The sequence below is a fragment of the Arthrobacter sp. PAMC25284 genome, assembly GCF_019443425.1.
Taxonomy (GTDB): Bacteria; Actinomycetota; Actinomycetes; order Actinomycetales; family Micrococcaceae; genus Arthrobacter; species Arthrobacter oryzae_A.
Genome location: NZ_CP080382.1, coordinates 1,446,712 through 1,472,286, shown reverse-complemented (window position 1 = coordinate 1,472,286; position 25,575 = coordinate 1,446,712). Strand labels below are relative to the sequence as shown.

At 68.3% G+C, this 25,575-nt stretch carries 19 protein-coding genes and 1 pseudogene; 12 read left to right on the top strand and 8 right to left on the bottom strand.

Annotation, left to right across the window (positions count from 1 at the left end):
• Positions 1 to 6: 6 nt before the first annotated feature.
• Together purE and KY499_RS06810 are read right to left on the bottom strand one after the other, a co-directional pair.
• Positions 7 to 606 (bottom strand): 5-(carboxyamino)imidazole ribonucleotide mutase, encoded by a 600-nt coding sequence (purE, locus tag KY499_RS06815; protein WP_219886601.1) that lies wholly within the window; start codon positions 604 to 606, stop codon positions 7 to 9.
• Positions 603 to 1,799: a 5-(carboxyamino)imidazole ribonucleotide synthase gene (locus KY499_RS06810; protein ID WP_219886600.1), complete on the bottom strand. Its 1,197-nt coding sequence runs from the start codon at positions 1,797 to 1,799 to the stop codon at positions 603 to 605. Before KY499_RS06810 ends, purE begins: the two co-directional genes overlap by 4 nt.
• A gap of 191 nt (positions 1,800 to 1,990) precedes the next feature.
• Between KY499_RS06810 and KY499_RS06805 the strand changes: the two genes are divergently transcribed.
• On the top strand, positions 1,991 to 2,554 hold the full coding sequence (locus KY499_RS06805; protein WP_219886599.1) for a GtrA family protein: 564 nt from the start codon (positions 1,991 to 1,993) through the stop codon (positions 2,552 to 2,554).
• 43 nt (positions 2,555 to 2,597) lie between these two features.
• On the opposite strand, the gene KY499_RS06800 is transcribed toward KY499_RS06805, so the two are convergent.
• Positions 2,598 to 3,302 carry a TIGR03089 family protein gene (locus tag KY499_RS06800; protein WP_123254385.1) on the bottom strand — a complete coding sequence of 235 codons (705 nt, stop codon included), beginning with the start codon at positions 3,300 to 3,302 and terminating at the stop codon, positions 2,598 to 2,600.
• Positions 3,303 to 3,738: 436 nt separating this feature from the next.
• Here KY499_RS06800 and KY499_RS18095 point away from each other — a divergent pair, with 436 nt between their 5' ends.
• From KY499_RS18095 to KY499_RS06785, 4 genes are read left to right on the top strand one after another with little or no spacing between them, the layout of a single operon-like run.
• On the top strand, positions 3,739 to 4,269 hold the full coding sequence (locus KY499_RS18095) for a WhiB family transcriptional regulator (protein ID WP_123254350.1): 531 nt from the start codon (positions 3,739 to 3,741) through the stop codon (positions 4,267 to 4,269).
• A 29-nt stretch (positions 4,270 to 4,298) separates the two neighbouring features.
• Positions 4,299 to 7,643: a glycosyltransferase family 2 protein gene (locus tag KY499_RS06790; RefSeq protein WP_219886598.1), complete on the top strand. Its 3,345-nt coding sequence runs from the start codon at positions 4,299 to 4,301 to the stop codon at positions 7,641 to 7,643.
• Positions 7,636 to 7,881: a hypothetical protein gene (locus tag KY499_RS18535; protein WP_308813083.1), complete on the top strand. Its 246-nt coding sequence runs from the start codon at positions 7,636 to 7,638 to the stop codon at positions 7,879 to 7,881. Before KY499_RS06790 ends, KY499_RS18535 begins: the two co-directional genes overlap by 8 nt.
• A 10-nt stretch (positions 7,882 to 7,891) precedes the next feature.
• Positions 7,892 to 9,268: a DUF5719 family protein gene (locus tag KY499_RS06785; protein ID WP_308813082.1), complete on the top strand. Its 1,377-nt coding sequence runs from the start codon at positions 7,892 to 7,894 to the stop codon at positions 9,266 to 9,268.
• Between the two features lie 11 nt (positions 9,269 to 9,279).
• Here the strand turns inward: KY499_RS06785 and KY499_RS06780 are convergent, their stop codons facing one another.
• Complete coding sequence (locus KY499_RS06780) at positions 9,280 to 9,822, bottom strand: metallopeptidase family protein (RefSeq protein ID WP_123254352.1); 543 nt, start codon at positions 9,820 to 9,822, stop codon at positions 9,280 to 9,282.
• A gap of 141 nt (positions 9,823 to 9,963) precedes the next feature.
• On the opposite strand from KY499_RS06780, the gene KY499_RS06775 reads away from it, so the two are divergent.
• From KY499_RS06775 to KY499_RS06755, 5 genes are all read left to right on the top strand, one after another.
• Positions 9,964 to 10,353: a DUF3499 domain-containing protein gene (locus tag KY499_RS06775; protein ID WP_123254353.1), complete on the top strand. Its 390-nt coding sequence runs from the start codon at positions 9,964 to 9,966 to the stop codon at positions 10,351 to 10,353.
• An 83-nt stretch (positions 10,354 to 10,436) separates the two neighbouring features.
• Entirely contained in the window at positions 10,437 to 10,664 is a 228-nt protein-coding gene (locus tag KY499_RS06770) for a Trm112 family protein (RefSeq protein WP_219886597.1), read from the top strand.
• Positions 10,665 to 10,765: 101 nt separating this feature from the next.
• On the top strand, positions 10,766 to 12,244 hold the full coding sequence (ahcY, locus tag KY499_RS06765) for an adenosylhomocysteinase (protein WP_219886596.1): 1,479 nt from the start codon (positions 10,766 to 10,768) through the stop codon (positions 12,242 to 12,244).
• Positions 12,245 to 12,433: 189 nt separating this feature from the next.
• The gene (locus KY499_RS06760) at positions 12,434 to 13,645 is read left to right on the top strand and encodes an Ig-like domain-containing protein (protein ID WP_123254356.1); all 1,212 of its coding nucleotides are present in this window, start codon (positions 12,434 to 12,436) and stop codon (positions 13,643 to 13,645) included.
• Positions 13,646 to 13,843: 198 nt separating this feature from the next.
• Positions 13,844 to 15,178, top strand: coding sequence for a TIGR01906 family membrane protein (locus KY499_RS06755; protein ID WP_258190996.1), 1,335 nt, complete (start codon positions 13,844 to 13,846; stop codon positions 15,176 to 15,178).
• Here the strand turns inward: KY499_RS06755 and KY499_RS06750 are convergent.
• Positions 15,175 to 17,004: a long-chain fatty acid--CoA ligase gene (locus KY499_RS06750; RefSeq protein ID WP_219886595.1), complete on the bottom strand. Its 1,830-nt coding sequence runs from the start codon at positions 17,002 to 17,004 to the stop codon at positions 15,175 to 15,177. The genes KY499_RS06755 and KY499_RS06750 overlap by 4 nt on opposite strands.
• Positions 17,005 to 17,062: 58 nt before the next feature.
• Complete coding sequence (locus KY499_RS06745) at positions 17,063 to 18,889, bottom strand: dolichyl-phosphate-mannose--protein mannosyltransferase (RefSeq protein ID WP_375141125.1); 1,827 nt, start codon at positions 18,887 to 18,889, stop codon at positions 17,063 to 17,065.
• Between the two features lie 127 nt (positions 18,890 to 19,016).
• On the opposite strand from KY499_RS06745, the pseudogene rsmI reads away from it, so the two are divergent.
• Together rsmI and KY499_RS06735 are read left to right on the top strand one after the other, a co-directional pair.
• Positions 19,017 to 19,878 (top strand): annotated as a pseudogene (rsmI, locus tag KY499_RS06740) (16S rRNA (cytidine(1402)-2'-O)-methyltransferase).
• A gap of 223 nt (positions 19,879 to 20,101) precedes the next feature.
• Complete coding sequence (locus KY499_RS06735) at positions 20,102 to 21,601, top strand: NAD-dependent succinate-semialdehyde dehydrogenase (RefSeq protein WP_123254358.1); 1,500 nt, start codon at positions 20,102 to 20,104, stop codon at positions 21,599 to 21,601.
• Between the two features lie 25 nt (positions 21,602 to 21,626).
• Here the strand turns inward: KY499_RS06735 and KY499_RS06730 are convergent, their stop codons facing one another.
• Together KY499_RS06730 and KY499_RS06725 are read right to left on the bottom strand one after the other, a co-directional pair.
• A complete protein-coding gene (locus KY499_RS06730) occupies positions 21,627 to 24,137 on the bottom strand; it encodes a DUF3488 and transglutaminase-like domain-containing protein (protein ID WP_219886594.1) in 2,511 nt (836 codons plus the stop codon).
• On the bottom strand, positions 24,134 to 25,570 hold the full coding sequence (locus KY499_RS06725; protein ID WP_219886593.1) for a DUF58 domain-containing protein: 1,437 nt from the start codon (positions 25,568 to 25,570) through the stop codon (positions 24,134 to 24,136). The genes KY499_RS06730 and KY499_RS06725 overlap by 4 nt, the downstream gene beginning before the upstream one ends.
• Between the last annotated feature and the right edge of the window lie 5 nt (positions 25,571 to 25,575).

Genomic DNA, 25,575 nt, shown 5'->3' with positions numbered 1-25,575 from the left:
TAATCCTTAGCGGCTGCCCCGGGTGACGACGTTGCCGTCGGCGAACACTTCGCTCACCTTCTGCCGGAGGGCGGCGCCTTTCTTCGTGGCGACATCATTGAGTTCCTGGCCGAAGTCCAGCAGTTCGGCGGTGAGCCGGACGGAGAGTTCGTCGGTTCCTGCGGCCAGCATGCGGACGGCGAGCAGGCCGGCGTTGCGGGCGCCGCCGATGGAGACGGCCGCGACCGGCACCCCGGCGGGCATCTGCACGATGGACAGCAGGGAGTCCATCCCGTCAAGGGTCTTGAGCGGGACAGGGACACCGATGACCGGCAGCGGTGTGACGGAGGCCAGCATCCCGGGAAGGTGGGCGGCGCCGCCTGCTCCGGCGATGATGACGCGCAGGCCGCGTTTGTGGGCGCTTTGCCCGTAACGGATCATTTCCGTCGGCATCCGGTGGGCCGAGACAACATCCGCCTCGAACGGGATGCCGAACTCCGCGAGGGCTTCCGCGGCGGCCTCCATGACCGGCCAGTCCGAGTCCGAACCCATCACGAGACCGACGATCGGTGCCGTCGCCGGGTTGCCGGTCTCCTGCGGATGACGATTCTGCGGGTCGGTGCTCATGCGGTCTCCTGGGAAGTTTCCGGTGCGGCGCCGGCCTGGGGCCGGCCGGTGCGGATGATGTCGGCCACTGCGGTGGCCCGGGACCGGACCGTGGCGACCCCGGCTGCCGAGTCCCCGACGAGGTTCACATGGCCGATTTTCCGGCCTGGCCGGACAGCCTTGCCGTAGCAGTGGACCTTAGCGGCGGGCTCCCAGGCGAGGGCGGCTGGGTAGGCGGAAAACAGGTCCTGGTTCTCGCCGCCCAGGAAATTCTTCATCACAACGACGGGACCGAGCAGGTCCGTGGCGCCGAGAGGCAGGTTCAGGATGGCCCGCAGATGCTGCTCGAACTGGCTCGTAACGGAGCCGTCCTGAGTCCAGTGGCCGGTGTTGTGCGGCCGCATAGCCAGTTCGTTGATCAGGAAGCCGGCACCAACGCCGGGAGTTTCGAACAGTTCAACGGCCATCACGCCGGTGACGCCAAGCTCGGTGGCGATCCGGACCGCGGCATTTTCCGCGGCGGCGGCCACCTCCACCGGAATGTCCAGTGCGGGGGCAATGACTTCGTCGCAGACGCCATCTACCTGGATCGTGTGCACTACGGGCCAGGCCCGGGATTCGCCGTCAGGTGTCCGGGCGACCATGGCCGAGAGTTCACGGCTGAATTCCACCTTGGCCTCGGCCAGCAGGGGGGACATGGCGTGGAACCAGTCTGCGGACTCCCCGGCTTCGTCCGCCGAACCCACAATCCGCACGCCCTTGCCGTCATAGCCGCCGCGGGGCATTTTCAAGACCACCGGCCAGCCGGTGTCCTCGCCGAATGCGATCAGTTCCGCGACGTCGGCGACGGCAGCCCACCGTGGGTTGGGCAGTTCCAGCCGGTCGATCGCGGCGCGCATCACGAGTTTGTCCTGGGCGTTGACCAGAGCATCCGGACCCGGATGGACGTTAACGCCGGCCGCGATCAGGGAGCGCAGGTGTGCCGTCGGGACGTGTTCGTGATCGAACGTCATCACGTCCAGGCCGCGGGAAAACTCCAACAGGTGATCCAGATCGGTGTAGTCGCCGATCGGGGCCTTGGCCACAGCCGAGACGGCGGAGACGTCCTCGGCTTCGGCGAGAACGCGGAGCTCAAAGCCCAGGGCAGTGGCGGCAGGGGCCATCATTCGGGCGAGCTGGCCGCCGCCAACAACACCGATTACAGGAAAAGTCATATGTCCCAGCCTACCGAAAGCCGCGCGGATTCACGGCTTCAGCCCCACCCCGGGGTGTAAATCGATATGTTTCGCAGATATGCGGCGGCCAAAAACGGCTTCCGGCTGCCGGACTGCGGCGCGAACCGGAAACGGCGCTAAAATGGAGCTTTGGCCCGACGGCCGACAGTTCCAGGAGGCCACGGAGGGTCATGATTACTACACTTACCGAGCGGGTGCGCGGTCTTGCCTCGCTGTTTTGGCGCGAAGTGGCCAAATTTGGTGCCGTGGGCGGCGTCGCGTTCGTCATCGACAACGGACTGACGTACTTCCTGATGCACGGCCCGATGACGGACAGCGAAGCCAAAGCCCGGTTCTTTGGGGCCAGCGTGGCCACGGTCTTCTCCTGGATCGCGAATCGTTTCTGGACGTTCCGTCGCCGCCGCCAGGACAATGTGCTGCGCGAATTCACGATGTTTCTGCTGATCAATGGGATCGGCATCGGCATCTCGACGGGCTTCACCGCATTCGCCAAGTATGGTCTGGGCGTCAGTGACAAAAACATGCTGTTCCTCGCGGGAGTTGCGGGAATCCTCGTGGCGACGGTGGTCCGGTTCTTCGCCTACCGCTTCCTGGTCTTTAACAAGGAACTCGACGACGAGCCGGAGTTCGCACACGACCACGAGATCATCGAACGGCACCCGCACCCCAAGCCCGGTGTACGCGTTCCGGAGGCCGCAGGCCAGGACCAGGAGCGGCCAGGGCCGACACCCTAGTGTTGGGGGCTGGTGGCTGTGCGCTCCCGGCCCCCACGAAGCGTCACCGACCCTGGACGCGCTCGTCGCTGAGCAGCTTCGCTGTTACTGCCACGTCGGGGTGAACCAGTACCACCGACCCGTCGCCCTGCCAGGCTCCCAGCGACTGCGCCAGGACTTCCTCCAGTCCGGCGTCCGCCCGGACCAGGAGCCGGGTGCCGCTGCCGACTGATGCGGCAAATCCCTCCAGCAGCCCGCCGTGCGTGTGGGCCGTTCCCGCGGAGGTCAGGACGGCGCGCCGCGAGGCCTCCGGTTCCACGTGGGCCATGAACACATCACCGTGGGAACGGACCTCGGCGGCGTAGTCCATTGCGCCGGACGGCAACCCGCCAGTCCAGCGCATGGCCAAGGCGGGCAGTGCCACGGCAACAACTGCGTCGAATCCGCCCTCGGCGGCGCCTCGCGCGGGGTCCGTCGTCGCAAGCAGCTCGGCTTCCGCGTCGTCGAATACCACCTCCACCCCCAGCTGCCACGCGGCAACGGCGAGGATCACGGACTTCCAGTGTGCCGGCAGGTCCAGCCGCAGGCGCGTCCCCGGTTCGGCGTCGAGCTCGTCCTGCAGGAGATTGCTGGTCTTCGCCACCCAGTTGTCCAGCACCCGCCCCGACAGTTCGACGCGCTCGGAGTCCGGGCCGTACCAGGTGAGCCGGGGGGAAGTGGACTGGCCGGAGCGCAGGGCTGTCATTAGATCGATTACCGGGATGCTCATGACTTCATCTTGCCACGGCCATTGTGTCGCGGCTCCGATGAATGTGACTTCCTTCACGTGGCCGAATTATCCGGCGCGGCCGCGGCCTGGAGGCGGCGGTGATCCCCGGAAATGACCCGCAGAAGAACGGAGCGGGCCCCCGGATTCCCCGTAAATGGCACTGAAATGCGGGAACGCCGCAGGATACGCCACGGACTGCCGCAGGATTCGCGCGGCACGCTTACGGCCCGACGTCGACCGGGATGCAGGCGAAGGAAATTTCCGGGCGTGGCGTGCCAGCGCTTTGGCCCGGACGTTGATTATTATCTCTGCCGCGGCTTGACTCCCGGATACTTACACGCGTGTAATTGGAGGTCTAAAGCCACTGCGCACAAACCGGCACACATCCGTGTGTCCGGAGGTCTTGCAGGGGCTGCACTATCGGGGAGGAAACGCCATGGGGCTAGTAGAGCGTATCCATGACAATGCTGTCGTTGCGGGACAAGCCACAGCCAAGTACCGTTCACGCGGAGTGCCGAGCGACTGGTATGTCGATCCGGCTGACCAGGACGCGGCTGACCGCTACAACGAACACGCCAAGGACTCCCTGCAGGACGCCGCCACGGCCTTCCTCGCGGCACACCATGAGCTCTTGTCCGGGCCGGACAACGGCAGCGATCTGCTTGACCCTCCGATGGAACTGCAGACCCATTCGGCGCAACCGGTCTGGATCGGACTGCCGGCCCGCCAGGACTTCGATGACGAAGGCGAACTGGGGTGGCAGACCGATGCGCTGTGCGCCCAGACCGATCCCGAGGCCTTCTTTCCGGAAAAAGGCGGCTCCACCCGCGACGCCAAAAAAGTGTGCGGCGCGTGCAACGTACGCTCACAGTGCCTTGAATACGCCCTGACCAACGACGAACGGTTCGGAATCTGGGGCGGCCTCTCCGAGCGCGAACGGCGCCGGCTTAGGAAGCGAGCAGTCTAATTCTTCAAGAAGTACACATCACCGCCGTCGTGGTTGCCCACGACGGCGGTGATTTTCTCCCTAGAACCCTCGCGGCACTGACCGGCCAGACCCGGCCTGCGGACGCCATCATCGGCATCGACACCGGATCCCGTGATCATTCGGCGGCCCTGCTGGAACAGTCGCTTGGCCAGGCCCGCGTCACCGTCGTCGGCCAGCACAAAAGCGGCTTTGGCGGCGCCGTCGCCGCCGGACTGGCCGCATTGTCGCCCTGGACGGAACCCGGCGACGGCAAAGCACCCACCCAGTGGATTTGGCTCCTGCACGACGACGCGGCGCCGGCGCCGGAGGCGCTCGCCGAACTCCTGCACGCCGTCGAACGCGCCCCGTCCGTCACCGTGGCCGGCTGTAAACAGCTGGACTGGCACGCAGAGCGGCGGCTCATCGACGTCGGACTTTCGATCAGCAGGTGGGCTGAGCGGCTGACGCTGATTGACGCGGACGAACTCGACCAGGGACAGTACAACGGCCGCAGCGACATCTTTGCGGTCAACTCCGCCGGCATGCTGGTCCGCCGCGATGTCTGGGAGAAACTTGGCGGATTCGACCCTGCGCTTCCGGGCAGCGGGGACGACCTCGACTTCTGCTGGCGCAACCGCCTCGCCGGTCACCGGGTGGTGGTAGTCCCGGGTGCCAGGATGTTCCACGCTGCGAACCGGCCCCATGCCCTGGGCAACGCGACGGCGGCGCGCAAGGCGCAGGTCTACCTCCGGCTCAAGCATGCTTCCGGATGGAAAGTTCCGTTGCATGCCCTTGGCGCCCTGGTGGGGAGCCTGTTTAAGCTTGTGCTGAGCCTGGCGCTAAAAGACCCGGGTTACGGATTTTCCCAGCTTCTCGCCACCGTCGGAGCGCTGGTCCGGCCCGCCGCCGTGTTCCGCGGCCGGCGGAGCGCCGCACGCACCCGACGGATCCACCGTTCCGTGAGCAAAGGACTGCAGACGTCGCGCCGCGATGTCTGGTCCCACCGGCGTTCCCTGATGGAGGCACTGAGGGCATCTGATGCCGATGGCCTTCCGGCCCCCGCACCGCTCGCCGAAGAGCCCAACGGAGGCTCCGGCGACGATTTCGCCCCATTGCCCGAACCGGCGCGGGGCTGGGCCGGCAGCGGCGCGCTGCTCGCCGTGACGGTGGCCTCTGCCGCCGCGCTGGTCGGGCTGCCCGGACTGGTCCGGGCCGAGGCTGCCGCCGGCGGGGCCCTGATTCCGGTGTCGGCCCGGCTCGAGGATATCTGGAACCACGCGTCGGGGTGGTGGATCAGCCTGGGCGCCGGCCTGCCCGGTCACGGCGATCCCTTCGCGTACTGCTTGTGGTTGCTGGGTGTCCTTGGCGCCGGCGACGCGAACCGCAGTGTGGTCTGGCTGCTGATCCTGGCAATGCCGCTCTCTGCGCTGGGTGCCTGGTGTGCAGCAGGCGCACTGACCGGGCGCCGCCGCTTGCGTTTAGCCGCCGCCCTCGTATGGGCCGGCGCGCCGGCCCTGCAGGTGGCGCTCAACCAGGGCCGACTGGGTGCCCTGCTGGCGCACATTATGATTCCGCTGGCCGTGCTGGCGCTGCTGCGGGCAACCGGATCGACGGCGGTCTCCGGGCCGGGCACGGTTCCGGCCCACGGCCAGGCCATGCCGGTGGCCCGACCCCGGGCCGGCGTCAACGGCACCCCCTCTTGGACCGCCGCAGCCGCGGCAGGTCTCGCCCTCGCCGTCGTCACGGCGGCTGCGCCCTCACTGCTGGTACCGGCCCTGGTCACCGTGGCGGCAGCTGGACTCGTGCTCGGCCGCCGCGGCCGGACTATTTGGTGGGCAATGCTGCCGAGCCTAGCCCTTTTTGTTCCTTTCGCGATTGCCACCATCGATCGGCCGCGGGCCCTCCTGGCCGACCCGGGCCTGCCACTGGCGATTGAGGCCGCCCCGCTCTGGCAGCAGGCGCTCGGTCAGCCGGTGGTATTGGCGGCTGGCGACGGACTCCCGGGGCTGATCCTGCCCGGCGGGTTCGGTGTTGCTTTTCCTGTGCCGTGGGCGCTGGTGCTGGTACTGCTGACCGGGCTGCCGGTGCTCCTGCTGGCCGTAGCTGCCCTGTTTATCCCCGGCCGGCTGATCGCCGGGCGGGCCTCCCTGACCGCGCATTTTCTGTGGGCTGCGGCGCTGCTCATGCTGGCCGGCGGCTGGCTTGCCGGGCGGGTCGTCACCGGGCTTGGCGCCGATGCCGAGGTGTCCCCGTTTACCGGCCCCGCCGTCTCGGCGGCCGGGTTCGCGCTGCTGGGCGCCGCGCTGCTGGCCGCCGACGCACTGCTGGCTACGGCCGGCCGTTCCGCGGCCAGCGGTCGGGGCCGCAGAATCCTGCTGCGTTCGACCGCAGTCACGGCGTTGGTCCTGCTGTTGGCGGGACCGCTCGCCGGGTTGAGTGTCTGGGCAGCCCGGAACGCACTGCAGACCGGCACACCGGTGGCAGAGCCCGCGGGCTCTGGTCCCGGCACGCTGCGGCTGATCCAACCGGCCACGACCCGTGCCCTTCCGGCGACGGCAGTCGACCGAGGCGAAGGACCCGAACAGACCAGGGCCCTGGTGATCTCCGGCACTGATGGCGGCGGCTTCACCGCGTCGCTGATGCGTGGAGCCGGAACGACCCTGGACGCGCTCTCCACCGTCGCGGCCTCCCGGAGCATCACGGGGGAGCCCGGCCAGGAGGGCGTGCGTGAAGACGACCCCGTCGAGGCCTCCCTGCGAATGGTCGTCGCGACCCTGGTCGCAGGGGAGGGCGTGGATCCCCGTGCGGACCTCGAACGCCTCGGCGCTGGCTTCGTGATCCTCCGTGATGCGGACACGGCTGCCCAACTGACGGCCAGCCGGATGGACGCCGTTCCCGGACTCGTCGCCGTTGGGCAAACGGACGTCGGTTGGCTCTGGCGGATCACGCCGCTGAGCCAATCCGCCACCGGCGCCGCCGACGTCACGCACCGAGTCCGGATTGTCGACGCTGCGGGAACCGCGACCGGGTCCGTCCCGGCAGGAACCGTCGCAGCCGGCGGCACCGTGCCGGCAGGCCCCGAGGGGCGGCTGGTGGTTATGGCGGAACGCGCCGACCCACACTGGACCGCCACCCTGGACGGCCGTCGGCTGAGCCCCACCGCCTCCGGCTGGGCGCAGGCGTTCAGATTGCCCGCCCAGGGCGGCCGGCTCAGCATCCGCTATGACGAGCCGTGGGAGCCGTGGGCGGCAACAGCCCAGGCGGTCCTGATGGGCATGACCGTCCTGCTGGCCATCCCGTTGCCCTCCCGCCTTCCCCATACCGGTATCTCCCGGGGTGAAGCCGCCCTGCGTAAGGAACGTCACCATGTATAAGGAAGTGAAGTCCGACGCCGGGAAACGGCCGGGCCGGGTGTCCCGGAGTGTGCCCGGACCCCGAACTGCGGGCCGGATTCTGTCTGCGGCCGTTCTCCTGGCCGCAGCGGGGACCCTCGTGACCGGGGCGTCCCTCCTGGTCCCCGGCACCACCAGCCGGCCACTGGAGGCACCCTTGGTGGCCGTACCGGCCGGCCAAAGCATCAGTGTCTGCCCGGGCCCGGCCCCGGCTTCTTGAAGGCACCCCGGTGGGTACCGATCCCCAGTTCAGCCCGGAGTCCGCCACTGCGGCCACCAGCCTCAATGCCGTTGTGCTCAGCTCGGACTCGGGCGTCGTCCCGGCCAGCCGGCTGGCACCCTTGGGCGGCAGCCCGTTGACTGAAATCGCCCCGGAGCCGGCGGCTGATGCCACCGAACCTGCGACCGGCACCCCGGTGCTGCGTGCCGGCGTCGTGGCCGGGCTGGGCGTCAGTGACGTGAGTGCCCTCAGCGCCGAGCCGCTGGACAACCGCCAGCCCGCGGCCGGAGCAGTCGTCAGCTATGCCGCTGCCGACGGGGATCTTCGTGGCTCCGCCGCGGCCTCCTGCCAACGGCCTGGAAACGACCTCTGGCTGGTCGGTGCGAACACCGCCCTCGGCCGGTCCGCCATCCTGAATCTCAGCAATCCCTCCAGCACCCCGGCCACCGTCAGCCTGGAGCTCTTTGGCGCTGCCGGACAAATCCAGGCCCCCGGAAGCCGTGGCCTGCTGGTGGGCCCGGGCACCAGCCGCGCCATCATCCTCGGTGGCCTGGCGCCGGGCCAGGAACGGCTCAGCGTCAGGGTGCAGAGTGATGGTGGCCCCGTCGCGGCCCACATCCAGCAAAGTGTGCTCCGCGGACTCACGCCCGGCGGCGTCGACTTCATCACTCCGGGTGCCGCCCCTGCGATCCGCCAGGTGATCACCGGGCTCGAAGTCCAGGATCCCCAGGCCCTTGCCGGGCTTACCTCCGGCCCCGGTTACGCCGACGCCGCGCCGGCCCTCCAGCTGACTGTTCCGGGCACCGCCGATGCCGTGGTCGAGATCAATCTCTACGGCAGGGACGGCCGAAGGGCGCTGCCGGGCGGTGGTGTGATTACGGTAAAGGCCGGATCAGTCACCGAGGTGTCGCTGCAGGGTGTGCCGGCCGGGCTGTACACCGTAGCCGCGAGCTCGGACGTTTCCTTTGCTGCCGCCGCCCGCTCGACCCGTGGGCTCAGCGCCGACGACGCCATCGACATTGCATGGTCCCCGGCTGCGGCCCGGCTGGGAAGCCAGCACGTGGTTCCGGTACCGGCAACGGGGGACCGGCGCCTTGTCTTCGGTGCACCCGAGGGCAGGACCACCATCTCCTACACGCCAATCACCGCAGACGGTGTGATCGGGGCGGCGGCGGCTGTGGACATTGCCGGCGGCACCACGACGTTCGTCCAGGTCCCGGGAGACGTTGGGGGTTCCCCGGTGGTCGGCTACCTCGTGTCGGCGGCGGGCGACCCCGCCTACGGGGCTGTGCTGCTGCTGCAGGACGGCACGCAGGATATTTCGATCCTCACCGTCGCCCCGGAAGCCGGAGGGCAGGAACAGATTCCGGTGACGCTCGGCTACTAGCGGCTGGGCCCCTAGTAGCGTCGGCGGTAGACCGGATCGAGGGACTCCGGTGGCACACCCAACATTTCGGCGGTGTACTCGACCACGACATCGTGGACGAGGTCCGGGAGCTCCTCCCTGCTGCTGGAGCCTTGTTCCACGACCCTGCGGTACAGGGTGATGACGGGGCCTTCCTCCGGGGTCGCCGGCGCAAAAGCGCCCATCGGTGCGGGAGCGCGGTCCGCCACAAGCTGCTCGAGGCCCGGCGGGATTTCGTCGACGGCGAACCTGACACCGTCCAGGGGCTTGCCCCAGATGTCATGTAATCGTTGGGCGGAATCCAGCACCAGATCATCGAACCGGTCGGACCGGGTCCGGTAGGCGGGCAGGGCGGGGAGCATGAGTTCGCCGCGGAGCCCCCTTCCGTGGCGGTTGCGGCGCCGTTGCCGGAAGCTCTTTCCCGTGGCCGTCCGGGCGGAGCCGACCGCCGCGGCGGCGGAACCGGCGGCTGTGGGTCCGGCGGCGGGGTCAGCCATCCGGACCGTAAAACCCGATTCATGGGGCGATGACTGCATACCTTGACTCTAAACCCGGCGGCTGGTTTACGCGATACGACCCATCCCGCTGCGCCGGGCGCGGCCAAGTGCAGGGCCCGCCGGGACATCCGGCGTTTCAATGCGCGGTCCTGGCTGCCGGGAGGAGTAGTCTGTGATGTCGTGGGTGCAATTCGTCTTTGTTCAAGGTCAGCCTGCCGCAATTCTGCGGTAGCGACCTTGACGTACGTCTATGCCGACTCCACCGCCGTGCTGGGGCCCCTGGCCACCTATGCCGAACCGCACTGCTACGACTTGTGTGACCAGCATGCCGGGTCCTTGACCGTCCCCCGCGGGTGGGAAGTGCTGCGGCTCGCGATGCCGGCAACTCCCGCCGGCCCCGGCCCCGACGATCTGCTTGCGCTCGCCAATGCCGTCCGTGAGGCTGCCTCCCGACCACCCGCTGCGGACCCTGCAAAAGGCCAGCGCACCCTGCATCCCGCGCTGGAGGCTCCGGCGCCTGCCGAAGGTGCCCGACGGGGGCATCTGCGCGTGCTGCGCGAGCCTTCGTAAGCCCGCAACTGACGGTAGGCTGGGAACTGCACTGTCCGTCAGCCACGGGCGCCTGTTGTGGCGCCCATCAGGGAGCGTCCACTATGCCAAAGCTCAGCCCCGACCTGTTGTCCGTTCTGAGATGCCCGGTCACCGGTTCACCGCTGGAGCAGGACGGCGAAGAGCTTGTCTCCGCCGCAGCCGACGAGTCGGGAAAGACGCTCCGCTACAGCATCGAAGACGGCATTCCGCTGTTGCTCCCGCCCGAATTGCTCGCTGCGGCCGCCGCAGCCCCGTCCGACCGGCACGACGCTGCACCGGCAGCAGGTTAGCCCGCACCACGATCGCGCCGCCCCGGCCCATCGGTTTCGATTGCGGCACCGAAGTACTTCATGGTCACCGGCACACCAGCCGGCTAGAACAAAGGATTCAGATGACTTTCGATTACAAGATTGCCGACATCGCGCTGGCCGAGGCAGGGCGGCACCAGATCCGCCTCGCCGAGCACGAAATGCCCGGGCTGATGTCCCTGCGCGAAGAGTTTGGTCCCAGCCAGCCGCTCAAGGGCGCGCGCATCGCCGGCTCCCTGCACATGACCGTCCAGACCGCAGTTCTGATCGAGACGCTCACCGCTCTCGGCGCGGACGTCCGCTGGGCTTCCTGCAACATCTTCTCCACCCAGGACGAGGCCGCCGCCGCGGTCGTAGTGGGCAACGGAACCGCGCAGGATCCGCAGGGCGTCCCGGTCTTCGCCTGGAAGGGGGAGACGCTTGAGGAATACTGGTGGACGGCCGAGCAGATCCTGACCTGGCCCGGGGCGGACGCCAATCCGGACCTCGGCCCGAACATGATCCTGGACGACGGCGGAGACGCCACCATGCTGGTTCACAAGGGCGCCGAATTTGAAGCCCTCGGCGCAGTCCCGGACGCCGCCGCCGACGAGTCCGAGGAAGGCACCGTATTCCTCAGCGTCCTGCGCGCATCGCTGGAGGCGGATCCGCAGAAGTGGACCAGGATCGGCTCCCGGCTGCTTGGCGTCACCGAGGAAACCACCACGGGCGTGCACCGTCTCTACCAGCTCGCGGAGCAGGGCAAACTGTTGTTCCCGGCGATCAACGTCAACGATTCGGTCACCAAGAGCAAATTCGACAACAAGTACGGCATCCGGCACTCCCTGCCGGACGGCATCAACCGCGCCACGGATGTACTGATGGGCGGCAAGGTCGCCGTCGTGTGCGGCTACGGTGATGTTGGAAAGGGCGCAGCCGAAGCCCTCCGCGGCCAGGGCTCGCGGGTCATCGTGACCGAAATCGACCCGATCTGCGCGCTGCAGGCAGCCATGGACGGCTACCAGGTGGCAAAGCTGGAGTCCGTCCTCAGCGAGGGCCACATCTTCATCACCACCACCGGCAACAAAGACGTCATTATGGCCGAACACATGGCCGGTATGCGCGATAAGGCCATCGTCGGAAACATCGGCCACTTCGACAACGAAATCGACATGGCCGGCCTGGCCCGGATCCCCGGCGTCACGAAGGTCGAGATCAAGCCCCAGGTGCACGAGTGGGTCTTCGGCGCGGGTACGCCGGAGGAACGCTCCATCATCGTCTTGTCGGAAGGCCGGCTGCTCAACCTCGGGAACGCCACCGGCCACCCGTCCTTCGTGATGAGCAACTCCTTCGCGAACCAGACGATCGCGCAAATCGAGCTGTTCACCAAGCGGGACCAGCCCGAGGGCGAACGCGAGTACGAAAAGCAGGTCTACGTGCTGCCGAAGATTCTGGACGAGAAGGTGGCCCGGCTCCACCTTGGCCCCCTGGACGTGGAACTGACCGAACTGTCGAAGGAGCAGGCCGAGTACCTGGACCTGGACGTGGCCGGCCCGTTCAAGCCGGAGCACTACCGCTACTAGGAGCCCGCGGCTACCCGGGCCGGCGTGGCCGCAGTACCGCGCCTGAGGTGACGACGGGGCCCCGGACCGCGGTAAGACGTGCGGTCCGGGGCCCCGCTTTGTAACCGGATCGTGCCGGAAAGCGCCCGGATGTCGTGCCCGATTCGCCTATGCTGGCAGGATGACGCATGGAATAGCGCGGGACCTGTGATGGCATCCGTACGCCGCAAAGCCGGCCGTAACATCGCCCTGTTGGGGCTTGTCTGCGCGCTGGCTACAGGCTGCGGCGCCTTCGGGGTCCCCGCTCCGGACCAGGCTAGCGGCGGCGTCGAGTCGGCTGTTGGATTGCCGGGCTCCGCGGACGCGGACACCACCCTGGCAGAGGCAGCCGTTGTACCGGCCGCCGGTGCCACTGAGGTCAACCCCGCCGCGCCCGTCTCCCTGACGGTCACCAACGGAATCGTCGACCGTGCCGCCCTGACGAGCGCCACCGGCGACAGGGTGCCGGGTCTGCTGAGCGCCGATCGAACCGTCTGGACCACGACCGGCACCCTGAAGTTTGATACCAGCTACACCTACTCGTACACCGTCGCGGACACCGTAGGACGGACGACGCAGAGTACCCGAACGTTCACTACCGTGGTCGCCGCCAATGAGGCCGATGCGGCCATTTACCCGCTGGACGGCATGAAAGTTGGTGTCGCGCAGCCCCTGCAGGTCGTCTTCAGCGAACCCGTGCTGAACCGGGACATTGTGGAGAAAGCACTCACCATCACCTCGACGTCCGGCCAGGTGGGCGACTTCCACTGGTTCAGCGACCGCATGGTCCGCTACCGGCCGGAGACCTTCTGGGCCGCAAACAGCACCATCACGATGGACATGAAGATGTTCGGTGTGGAACTGGGCAACGGCCAGATTGGAAACTTCAACAAGACCGTGACGATCCATATCGGCGACAAGAAAGTGGCAGTCGCCGATGCTTCCGCGCACACCTTCTCCGTCAGCATCAATGACGTTCCGGCCGGCACCTGGCCGGTGACCATGGGCGACCAGCGCTTTCCGTCCGCGCGGGGCTACCTGGTCCTGATGGAAAAGCGCCGCTATGACCGCTTCGTCGCCGCCAGCATCGGCCTGAAACCCGGGGACCCGGCCAACTATGGCGAAGTCGACGTGGAGTACGCCTTCCGGCTGACGCCAAGCGGCGTGTATATCCACCAGGCCCTTGACTCGGCGATGCCCTATATCGGAAACACCAATGTGTCCCATGGGTGCATCGGCATGACTGCTGACCGGGCCGCCTGGGTCTTTAACAACATGACCACCGGCGACGTCGTCCAGGTTGTCAACACCGAAGGGGAGTTCGCGCACTTCGATGACGGCTTCGGCGACTGGAACATCCCGTGGGCGGAGTACGCCAATTGAGCCGTTGGCTGTTGCGTGCACGCGGGCCGGCCGGCCCGGTCCCCGCACGCCGCAGGGGGGGCATTAATACGATTGGGAGGTCCCTCCCGGGGTGGCTCTTCGCCGGGTGCGACACCCTGACGGTAGGCTCGGAAACAGATAAGTTGCGGTGCCGGGCCCAGACCCGGCTGCGTGTAATCCTACGGAAGCGAAGCTGAAGTGACTGAAACAAGTCCCACCCCTCCCGACCGGCAGGATCCTCTGCTGGATCCGACCGACGACGGCGACGAGCCCGCATTTGACTGGATGAAGCCGGCCCCTGCGGCCACGAAAGCCGGCGACGGCACCGCCGGCCCGGTGCCCGAGACCCGTTCCGGGCAGCACTCCGATCCGGCGGGCGACCCCGTTTCGGCACGTGACGCTGCTTCGGCGGGAGACCCCGTTTCGGCACGTGACGCTGCTTCGGCAAGGGACGCCACTTCGGCACGTGACGCTGCTTCGGCGGGAGACCCCGTTTCGGCACGTGACGCTGGGGGCCGCGCGCCACAGGAGTCTCCGGGCCGTACGGTACCGCCACATCCGGAGCAGCCCGCACCGCCGGTTCCGCCGGTTCCGCCGGCAGCGTGGAAGCAACCGGACTCGCGTGCTGTCCGCAAAGCGGCAGAGGCCGCTTCCGGGGATGCCGGGGCGGGCCGCGGGACCAGCGACAACGAGCCGTCGCGGACATCGGCACTGCAGGTCCGCCCTCCCCAGGAAGAAGTTGAGCGCCGGAACGCGGAGCGCGAGCAGGCGGCCAAGGCCAAGCCCGTAGCCCCGCGCGTCATGCAGGTACTGCTCGCGGTCTTCTACCCGGTCATCCTGCTGGTCCTTGCGGTCCGTGCTGTGACCAGTCCGCTGTTCCTCTGGGTGGAGTACAACCGCCCCGGCTTCCCGGGCGACGGGTACGGTTTCAGTACCGATGACCGCACGACGTACGGCTCCTACGCGGTGGACTATCTCAGTAACTGGTCCGGAGCCCGCTACCTGGGTGAGCTTGTTAACCGCAGCGGTGACAACCTCTTCACCGCCGGTGAAGTCAGCCACATGGCCGACGTAAAGCTGGTGATCCTGTCCGCCTTCACGGCAGGCTTCGTGTTGATCCTGCTCAGCGTCGTCGCCATGATCTACCTGCGCCGGCGCAGCCCCGGGGGAGTGCGCCGCGGGTTGTTCGCCGGCTCGATCGCGACCCTCGTGATCATCATTGGCCTCGGTGTGCTGGCCTCCCTTGGCTGGGAGAAGTTCTTTGCTGATTTCCATAGTGTCTTCTTCGCCAGCGGCACCTGGACGTTCTCCCTGCAGGACACCCTGATCCGGCTATTCCCGGGCCAGTTCTGGGTGGATGCAGGGATCGTGATCGGTGTCCTGGTCCTAGCAGCGGCGGTGCTCACCGCGGTCCTGACGTGGCCGACACGTAAACGGCGCAACCTCGCGAAGGACGCTTCCGCCACGGAGGCACCCCGGAACGGGGATGCGTCCGCCGAGGCGGAAGCCCAGGAGAGCAACAGCCGCGCCTAGCCGTAGATCCGCTCGATGTGGGCGCCGAAGTCCCGAACGACGGCGTCCCGCATGACTTTGAGCGACGGCGTCAGATAGCCCGATTCGACGCTGAAGTCAGCGTCCAAAATGACAAAACTACGGATGGACTCCGCCCGGGCTACCAACTTGTTCGCCTCATTGACGGCCCCTTGGACGGCGACCCGGACGGCTTCGTTCGCCGCCGCTTCGGCGCGGCTCATCGCCGGATGCCCGTGCCTGGCGCACCACTGCTCCAGGCCCTCCGGATCCAGAATGACCAGGGCGGCGATGAACGGCCTGCCGTCGCCGACCACGACCGCCTGGCCGACCAGCAGGTGCTCCCGGATCTTTTCCTCGAGCGGGCCCGGAGCGACGTTTTTCCCGCCGGCGGTGACCAGCAGGTCCTTCTTCCGCCCCGTGATTGTCAGGAAGCCGTCCGCGTCCAGGAAGCCGAGGTCTCCGGTGCGGAAGAATCCGTCGACGAAGGCCGCGGCGTTGGCGTCCGGATCGGCATGGTATCCCTTAAAAACACCGATTCCCTTGACGAGGATTTCACCGTCGTCCGTGACCCGGATGGTGGTTCCGGGGATCGGGATACCCACCGTGCCGACCTTGGTCAGCGCGGGGGTGTTCGCCGTGCACGGCGCCGTGGTCTCCGTGAGGCCGTAGCCTTCCAGCACGGGGATCCCGGCACCGCGGAAGAAATGAGCCTCGTGTAACCGCAGCGGGCTCGCTCCGGACACGGTGTAGCGCAGGTGCCCGCCGAAGGCCTGCTGCAGCTTCGGATAGACCACGCGGGCGAAAGCCGCGTGCCTGGCCCGCAACATCAGTCCGGGGCCAGCCCCTGCGCCCCGTGCGGCGGCGTCCAGGGCCTGGGAATAGCTGACGGCGGCGGTTGCGGCGGCCTCGAAGAGCCAGCCCCGGCGCGCGAGTGCGGCCCTTTGCCCGGCGCCTGCATAGACCTTCTCAAGGATCCGCGGCACCACCAGGAGGAAGGTGGGCTTGAAACTGCGAAAATCCGCGGGCAAATCCTTGGCGCTGGCGGTGTGCCCCAGCGTCACCCCGGCGCTCAGGCAGATCATCTGGACGGCCCGGGCCAGGACGTGGGCCAGCGGCAGGAACATCAGTGTCCGGGCGCCGTTCGGCAGGAGCACATCGGGCAGGAACAGGATGATGTTTTTGGCGACCAGGGCGAAGTTGCCGTGGGTGATCTCGCAGCCCTTGGGCCGGCCGGTCGTTCCCGAGGTGTAGACCAGGGAGGCAACATCGGCCAATCCCGCCGTCGACCGGTGGCGTTCGAGTTCGCCGTCGCCCACGCCGCTGCCGGCAGCAGCGAGGCTCGCCAGATTAGGGGCGTCGCCTTCGTAGTCCATCCGGACGACCGAGACGAGAGTGTCGGCCAGCAGTGTGGAGGCGTCCAGCACTCCCCGGACCAGGCCTTCCTTGGCGCGGTCCTGGACGAAGACACGCCGGGCGGCGCTGTCGTGCAGGATCCATTCGACCTGGCCGGCTGAGGAGGTTTCGTAAATCGGGACGGTCACGCCGCCCGCGAACCAGATGGCGAAATCAACAACGGTCCATTCGTACCGGGTGCCTGACATCACGGCCACCGTTTCGCCCGGGGTGATGCCCCCGGCGATCAGGCCCTTCGCCAGGGCGGTGACCTGGTTCAGGAACTGACGTGCCGTGACGTTGGTCCAGCCGCCGGAGTGCATGCGGGCGTACAGGGAATGCGCGGGATCCTTGGCATGCTGCTCAAGCAGCAGGTCCGTGACGTTGCTGTCCGGATCCAGGTCCGCGAGCAGCGCGGTACTTGCTTCTCTCACACGGAGTCTCCCTTCCCGGGCCGCCCGGGCGGCGGCGGAGGTCTCCTGCCATCCTGCCCTAGATCCAGGAAGGCATCCACATCCTGAAACGCCAGTCCTGGTAAGAGATGACCTCCGCGGTCCAGACCGGGTAGAAGAACGCCGAGACAAGAACGGCCGTCACAACGAACAACGTAACGAGGTACAGTCCGGAGCGGCGGCGCCATGCCGGATCCGTCCGGCGGCCGAGCACCAGGCCCAGGCAGTAGACCAGGGCCAGCACGAGGAACGGTTCGAAGGACAGGGCGTAGAAGAAGAACGTGGTCCGCTCCGGATACATGAACCACGGGAGGTAGCCCGCGGCCACCCCGGCGAGGATGGCGCCCGCACGCCAATCCCGCCGGCCGGCCCAGCAGAACAAAATGATGCCCAGGCAGGCGGCCGCGCTCCACCAGATCAGCGGATTGCCGACTGACAGGATTGCCGTGGTGCAGTTGTCGATGCCGCAGCCCGGGGTGCCCCGCTCCGGAGACTCATAGTAGAAGGACGTCGGCCGGCCCATCACAAGCCAGCTCCAGGCGCTCGCTTCGTAGGGATGATCGGAGCCGAGACCCTGATGGAAGGTGTAGGCCTCGAGGTGGTAGTGGGCCAGTGACCGGACGGAGTTCGGCAGCCAGCCCCACTCGACGGAGGGGTTTGACTCCGCCCAGCGCCGGAAGTAGGCATCCGTCGAGCGGAACCAGCCTGTCCAGGTGGCGGCGTAGGTGATGCCGGCCACCGGCACGATGGCCAGGAAAGCGGCGACGCCGTCTTTGAGGATGCCGCCGCTGATCCAGGCCTGGACCCCGGCAATCCGGCGCGCGCTCAGGTCCCAGAATACGGCGAGCAGGCCAAAGGCGGCGAGGAAGAACAGGGCGGACCATTTGGTGCCGACGGCCAGGCCCAGGCAGACCCCGGCCGTGAGACGCCACCACCGGATTCCGAGCCAGGGGCCGGCCGTCAGCTGCAGCCCGGAGGGGTGCCCAGCCGGCGACGCCGCGGCCTGCCGGCCGAGCCGCTCCGCGAGGCGGCGCCTGCCGTCATCGCGGTCCAGCAGCAGCGCGCCGAAGGCCGCCAGCAGCCAGAACATCAGGAAGATGTCGAGCAGGGAGGTCCTGGACAACACCAGGTGGTGGCCGTCGACGGCGAGCAATACACCGGCCACCGCCCCGAGTGCCAGGGAACGGAACAGCTTTTGTGCGATCAGCGCCAACAGGAAGATGGACAACGTCCCGGTCAGCGCCGCCCCGAACCGCCAGCCGAAGGCGTTGTCCGGGCCGAAGAGCCACATCCCAGCCGCGATCATCCACTTGCCGACCGGCGGGTGCACCACATATTCGGGGGTGTCCAGCAGCACGCCCGGGTTGCCGGCGATGAAGGAATCGTTGGCTTTGTCCGGCCAGCTTCGCTCATAACCGCTGACCAGGAAAGAGTAGGCGTCCTTGACGTAGTAGGTTTCGTCGAAGACCAGGCTCCGCGGGGTGTCCAGCCGGACGAAGCGCAGTATGCCGCCAATTCCGGCAGTGAGGGCCGGGATGAGCCAGAACCACAGCCGGAGTGACGCCGGATAGTCCCGCCAGCTCTGGATACCGCCGATCAGGCGGTGGCGCAGGGCTGCAGGGGTGAAGGCCTCCGCCGGACGGGCGATCCATTGGTGTCCCTCCAGATTCCGTCCGGCGCTGCTGCGCGTGCCGGTCCCGGCAGGGTTGCCGGGGCCGGTCCCGGAACGGCGCCCCAGGCGACGACCGGCGCGGGCTGAGTCGTCTGCGCGGCCTGTGTCGGTTACGACCGCTGTCCCGCCGGTGAGGGCTGGCGGTACTGTTGCGGCCTCGGGCGCCTGGGCGGGGGTCTGCGTCACGTTGCCCATGCTACCTTTTGCGGCCGGACACTCCCGCCCGCAGTAGGCTGGTCGTGTGGACCAAGAACCGAGCACCTCCCGAATCCTTCCCGCCGACGACGGAGGCCCCGCGGACACGGCCGGGTCCGCCGTCGCCCTGCCGGGCGTCGTTCCGTCCCCCGGGGGCCCGGGCCGGATCGTTCTCGCGGCCACCCCCATCGGCAACGCAGGCGACGCCTCGGCCCGGCTCGTCGAGCTGCTGGCGACGGCGGACATTGTCGCGGCCGAAGACACCCGGCGGCTGCACCGGCTGGTCCAGACCCTCGGCGTCACAGTGGCAGGCCGGATCATCAGCTATCACGAGCACAATGAAGCGTCCCGCACCGCCGAACTGCTGGAGCAGGTCAGGTCCGGAAAGACCCTGGTCATGGTGACCGATGCCGGGATGCCGTCTGTCTCGGATCCGGGCTTCCGCCTCGTCGAAGGTGCGGTGGCCGCCGGCCTGACCGTCACCGCCGCCCCCGGACCGTCTGCCGTCCTGACGGCACTGGCGCTCTCCGGGCTCCCGACCGACCGCTTCTGCTTCGAAGGCTTTTTGCCGCGCAAGGCCGGCGAACGGACCACCCGGCTCGCGGACCTTGACGCTGAACGCCGCACTATGGTGTTCTTCGAGGCCCCGCACCGGCTCGAACCGATGCTTCGGGCGCTGCACGAACGTTTCGGCGCGGACCGCCGTGCCGCCGTGTGCCGGGAACTGACGAAGACCTACGAGGAAGTCATCCGCGGCACCCTGCGGGAGCTGCTGCAGTGGGCTGAGACCAACGACGTGCGCGGCGAGATTGCCGTCGTCGTGGGCGGTGCTCCCGAGCGCGGGGCCGGGGCGGCCGGAGGATCACGTGGCCGCCGTCAACGGGCTGATCGCGCAGGGAATCCGGCTCAAAGAAGCCGTCGCTGCCGTGGCTGACGACGCCAGGGTCAGCAAGCGGGAGCTCTACGCCGCGGTCCTCGCCGCGCGTTGACCTACCCCGTCCCAGGACCGCCAGGACCGGGACATGCTTCCCCCCGCAGCCACTGTGCAACTGCACACAGAAGCCATACCGATGTAGTGCGGCCTTGCATAGACGTGCCGGAGAAGACGGCAGTAGCGTGGCAGTAATCCCACCGCGCGTGCAGTGCCATCCTGCAGGGCCTGCGCGGCGTTGAAAACCGAGTTCGAACCGTATTGCTGACGAGGGAGTCGTTGTGACTGTTACTGCCCAGCCCATTGTTACCGCGGAGCGCGAGGGCGCCCTGCTGGCCTCTGTGCCGACCGGTCTGCTGATTGACGGGCAGTGGCGTCCGGCCGCGTCCGGAAAGACTTTTGATGTGGAGGATCCGGCGACGGGCCGGGTGCTGTTGAGCCTGGCCGATGCCGGACCCGAAGACGGCGCCGCAGCCCTGGACGCGGCGGCCGCCGCGCAGGAGTCCTGGGCGAAGGTTCCATCCCGCGAACGGGGCGAGATCCTGCGCCGGGCCTTTGAGCTGGTCACGGCCCGCGCCGAGGATTTCGCGCTGTTGATGACCCTGGAGATGGGCAAACCGCTGGCCGAGGCCCGCGGCGAGGTTACCTACGGTGCGGAATTCCTGCGCTGGTTCTCGGAGGAGGCAGTGCGGGCCTTCGGCCGGTACTCGGTGTCCCCGGACGGCAAGTCCCGGCTGCTGGTGACGAAGAAGCCGGTCGGCCCGTGCCTGCTGATTACCCCATGGAACTTTCCGCTGGCGATGGCAACCCGGAAGGTCTCCCCGGCCGTGGCCGCGGGCTGCACGATGGTGCTCAAGTCCGCTAACCTGACCCCGCTGACGTCCCAGCTGTTCGCCGCGGTGATGATGGAGGCCGGGCTTCCCGCCGGTGTCCTGAACCTCATCCCGACCTCCACCGCGGGCGCCACGACGGGGCCGCTGATCAAGGATTCCCGGCTCCGGAAGCTCTCCTTCACCGGTTCCACCGAGGTGGGCCGCCGGCTGCTCGCCGACGCGTCCGAAACGGTCCTGCGGACCTCGATGGAACTCGGCGGGAACGCCCCGTTTGTGGTGTTCGAGGACGCCGACATCGACGCCGCCGTCGCCGGGGCCATGCTCGCGAAGCTGCGGAACATGGGCGAGGCCTGTACAGCGGCAAACCGGTTCATCGTGCACGAGTCCCTCGCCGACGAGTTCGCGGAGAAGTTCGCCGCGAAGATGGCGGACATGACGACCGCCCGCGGCACCGAAGCCGAGTCCAAGGTCGGCCCGCTGATCGATGCCAAGAGCCGGGACAAGGTCCACGAGCTCGTCACCGACGCAGTGGCCGCCGGTGCGGTCGCGGTCATCGGCGGTGCCGCCGTCGACGGCCCCGGTTACTTCTACCAGCCGACCATTCTCAAAGGCGTCACCGAAGGCACCCGGATCCTGTCCGAGGAAATCTTCGGACCCGTCGCGCCGATCATCACGTTCGACACCGAGGACGAAGCCGTCCGGCTCGCGAACAACACCGAGTACGGCCTGGTCGCCTACGTCTTCACGCGCGACCTGAACCGCGGCATCCGGATGGGCGAACGCCTCGAAACCGGCATGCTCGGCCTGAACGCCGGTGTCGTCTCCAACGCCGCGGCCCCGTTCGGCGGCGTCAAACAGTCCGGCCTGGGCCGCGAAGGCGGCCTCGAAGGCATCGAGGAATACCTCTACACCCAGTACATCGGCATCGCCGACCCGTACGCAGGCTAGCAACACCTGCCAGCCCGGCCCGACGCTAGCCCCGGCGCACCCTGCGGACGGCGTCGCGGATCCCTAACCCGGTATCCGCGACGCCACGCACGGTGCGCCGTGCCGTTTGCGCCAGCGGCCGGAACGGGGACGCAGCCGACCGTCGCCAGGCCGCGATGACCGACGGCGGAAACAGCTCCGCACGGAGCCGCACCAGGGGCTTCGCGGTGGACCGCAGTGCGGCACGCACCAGCGCGATCCTGGTTGCCGCGGAGGCACTGCCGGCGGGAGCTGATCCCGGCGCTGCCACAGGGGACGGGCGGCCATATTCCTGATTCTCGAAGTCCAGCCGCAGGGACACCGCGGCCTGCTGGCCCGGCATATCCATCCTCTCCGGCGCCCCGAGCAGCCCCGAGGCCAGCAGTCGTTCCACGAACCGCCGCGCCGTATCCCCGGCCCCTGCCACCACGCCGTAGTCGGCGGCAAGATCCCGAAGTTCCGCCCAGGCACGCAGCGCGGGCGCAGGCCGGGCGGGCGACCCTGCGGCCCGGAGCCGGCGACGGCGGATGCCCTCGCGCGCCAGCCGGGGCGCCGCCAGCAGCACGATGAGGAGCATCGCCACGCCTGTGCCCAAGTGTTCGGAGACCTGATTCACGCCGGATCCGGCAGGAGCTGCGACGCCCGGAAGCGGCACGGGACCCAGTGGGGCTGCGGGCTCCCGGGTCTCCTGGTCCGCCGGGATTATCAGGTCATTTGGTTCATTGGTGCTGGCGCCGCCGGATCCCGTGGGGACCGAAGCATAGGCCGGTACCAGGCCCCGCGAAGGGGTCGGCTCGAACGCGACCCAGCCGACGCCCTGAAAATACAGCTCCGGCCAGGCATGGGCGTCGCGGGCGTCCACCTCGTATTCCGGCAAAGGACCCTGCCCCGCAACGGACACCGTAGCGCCGGTGAGCCGCCCCGGGGCGTAGCCCACCGCGATCCGGCTGGGGATTCCCTCCAGCCGGGCCATCACAGCCATCGCCGAGGCGAAGTGGATGCAGTAGCCACTTTTCTGGGCCAAAAAGTCCGCCAGGACGGACATCCCGTTGCCGTCGTAGCCGCCCTGTACCGGGGACTCGAGGGAATACCTGAACTCGGCAGAGCGCAGGTACTGCTGGATCGCCATTGCCCGGGCGTACGGGGTGGAGGACCCGGCGACGACTGACGCGGAGGTCTGCCGCACGACGTCCGGGACGTTGGCAGGCGGGCGGACGAACAGTTCGGCCACTCCCTGGGGCGGCCCGCCGGACTGGGCCAGCAGTTCCGGAGTGAGTTGCGGGGTGACGGACATGGCGACGAACTGCTGGTCGCGGGTATCGGTATCGATGCCCCGGATGCTCAGCGTGGCAGGATCCCAGCTCCAGCGTCCGGTGAGTCCGTTGACGGCTTCGGGGGCGTAGGGGACGGGAAGGTAGGGGCTCGTGAACCGGCCCGTCCTGATGGCCGTGACAACCCGCAGTTCGGCGGGGGCCGAGTCGAGGCCGGAGTCCATCCTGCCCGTCCCCGGCCGGCGGGTCGGCTCCCGGTCATCCGGCGCCCAGGCCTCGCCGTCGAACGTATCGACGGTGACGGAGCGAAGATAGGGGGTGGTGGGCGCGTTGGTGGCATAGGTGATCCGGCCACCGCCTTCGGGGCTGCGCAGGCTGTTGCCGAGAGTGATCATGGGATTGAGGCCACTCGCCACGCCGAACGGATTCAGCTTTGAACCCTGCGGGAAAGAGCCGCGGTCGAAGCCCGGAATGAGCGGCTGGACGAGCAGCGTGAGGGTCAGGGCCAGGCCTCCGGCCACTGTGGCATGGCGGAACTGGCCCGGCGTCCGGGCGTTGTCGGCGCCGGTCCGGGTATCGGGCGCAAACCAGTGGCTGCAGGCCAGGATCAGCAGGTAGCCGGCGGCCGCGCCCACGAAACCCGCCACCCCGGCGCTCTGCGGCTTAATGATCGCCGGAACCACGAGGATGGCCAGGATGCCGATGCCGCTGGTTGCGGGCGAGGCCAGCGGGAAGGCCAGTGAATCAATGAGGATGACCAGCAGACCCAGGAGAGCGCAGGCCACCATAACGATGCCCGCGTTCGGGGCCACGGGCGCGCTTTCGGCCAGCACCGTTTCACTGGCCCTGCGCAGAAATCTTCCCACCTGGGTCATCGTGTCGCCGGATGGAATGAATCCCGCGAAACTGTGCTGGCGGAAGAACGTAAACGTCAGGACCATGACCAGCGCCGCCAAGCCGCCGGCTGCTACCGGGACGCTGTGGAGCCGGAGTGACCTGAGGGCTGCCATGGCGAAGGTGACCGCAATGACCGTCGTCAGCACCGGTGAGTACCAGATCCAGCCGCGCAGCACCCCGTTGAGTCCAAGCGCTGCACCGGCGACGGCGACTGCAACCGAGATGCCCATCACCCATGGCTGCATGCCCGGCCCGGCCGGAACCGGCCGGGCACCGGGGGCCAGGACGGTCGAATTTTCCGCGCCGGCCCGCGCCGGCCCGGTGCCTGTGCGCTGCGGGGTCAGTGTCATCGCCGGTCACCGGCGCCGCGCTGGCCGGCCGCAGCCGGCGCGCCGGCCGTGTCCTCGTCGTAGGCAGCCCACGCGGACGGCAGGGCAGTGGCCGCGGTGACGGCGACTGCCCGCCAGCCGCCGAGCCGCAGGGCGTCCAGAACGGCGTCGGTATCCGGCGTGCCGTCCGTGATCACGATGGCAAAGGCATTTGCGCCGAGGCCGGCCGCGGGCGACAGGGCGCGGGCTTCAGCCAGCGTCAGCATTCCTGTGACCGCAAGGATCGGCCCGCGCTGGCGGTGGGCAGCGAGCTTGTCCATCAGTCTGTCGTCAAAAGGCAACGGCCCGGATCCGGTGACGGGTACGCCGGTGACGGGGTCGGGGGTTGTCGTATTGTCCCGGCGGTGCGGCGGCGCTCCGGAGAGCTGGATGGCTGCCAGGCTCTCCGCGACGGATTGGAGCCCGGAAGCGCCGGCATATTCCTCAGCGGCTGGCTCCGGGGCCGACGGCGAGAGCAGGAAGGCCGGTGATCCCGAGACATCCAGGCAGCGCAGTTTGTAGTTTCGTCCGGAGAGATGCGCGCTGACGGACATAACCGCGGTAACTGCCCACTCGAAAGCGTCACAGGTGACCGGTTCGTGGCCGCCGCGGTCGCCGGACCGGCGTGCACCTGGCCGCGGGGACGGTCCGCCGTCCGGGTACGCGGACCGCCGCTGGTCCATAATGATCGTCGCTTCCGGAGTGGCGACGGATTCCTCCTGCCGGACCATCAGCGCACCATGACGTGCAGTCGCCGGCCAGTGGACGCGGCGCATCGGGTCGCCCTGACGGTATTCGCGGGTCATGATGTCGTCATTGCTGGGATTCGCTCCCGCCCGTGTCGGAGTGGCACCGTCGTACCCGCGGGCACCTGCCAGCCCCGTGGGGGACAGGTCGACGGCGGCGGGGGTTACCGTCAGGAGATCGCCGTCGTCGATGGCCTGGCGGCGGCGGGCGAGCCCGAACGGATCACTGATCTCGGCCGTCACCGGCCCGATCAGGAACTGCCCGCGTTTTCGGGAGCGCAGGTGGTATTCGTAGTAGCTGGTGCCGCCGAGGCTGGAGCGTGAGGGGAACCGGAACGCGGGGGATTCGCCGAATCTGGGCGGCAGCCGCTCTTCCATGAGGGCGTGTCCGGATCCGGCAGCACTCCTGGCTACGGCCAGGCGCACGGTGGACCTGGCTGAGGTCTCGACCGTCGAGGGACTGAATTCCCGGTAGACCCGGAACTGGGGCCGGAGCAGCCGCGTTCCGGCCAGGGCCAGCAGCGGCAGGAAGATCAGCAGGGTTGCCAAAGCCAGCAGGTCACGCCGCCCCGTGATGTGGGCAGCCAGCAAGGCCAGCGCTCCGGCCGCCAGCAGCCCCCAGCCCCGGGAGCTGAAGACGTGCCGCGGGAAACGGTCCATCAATGCCACGTCGA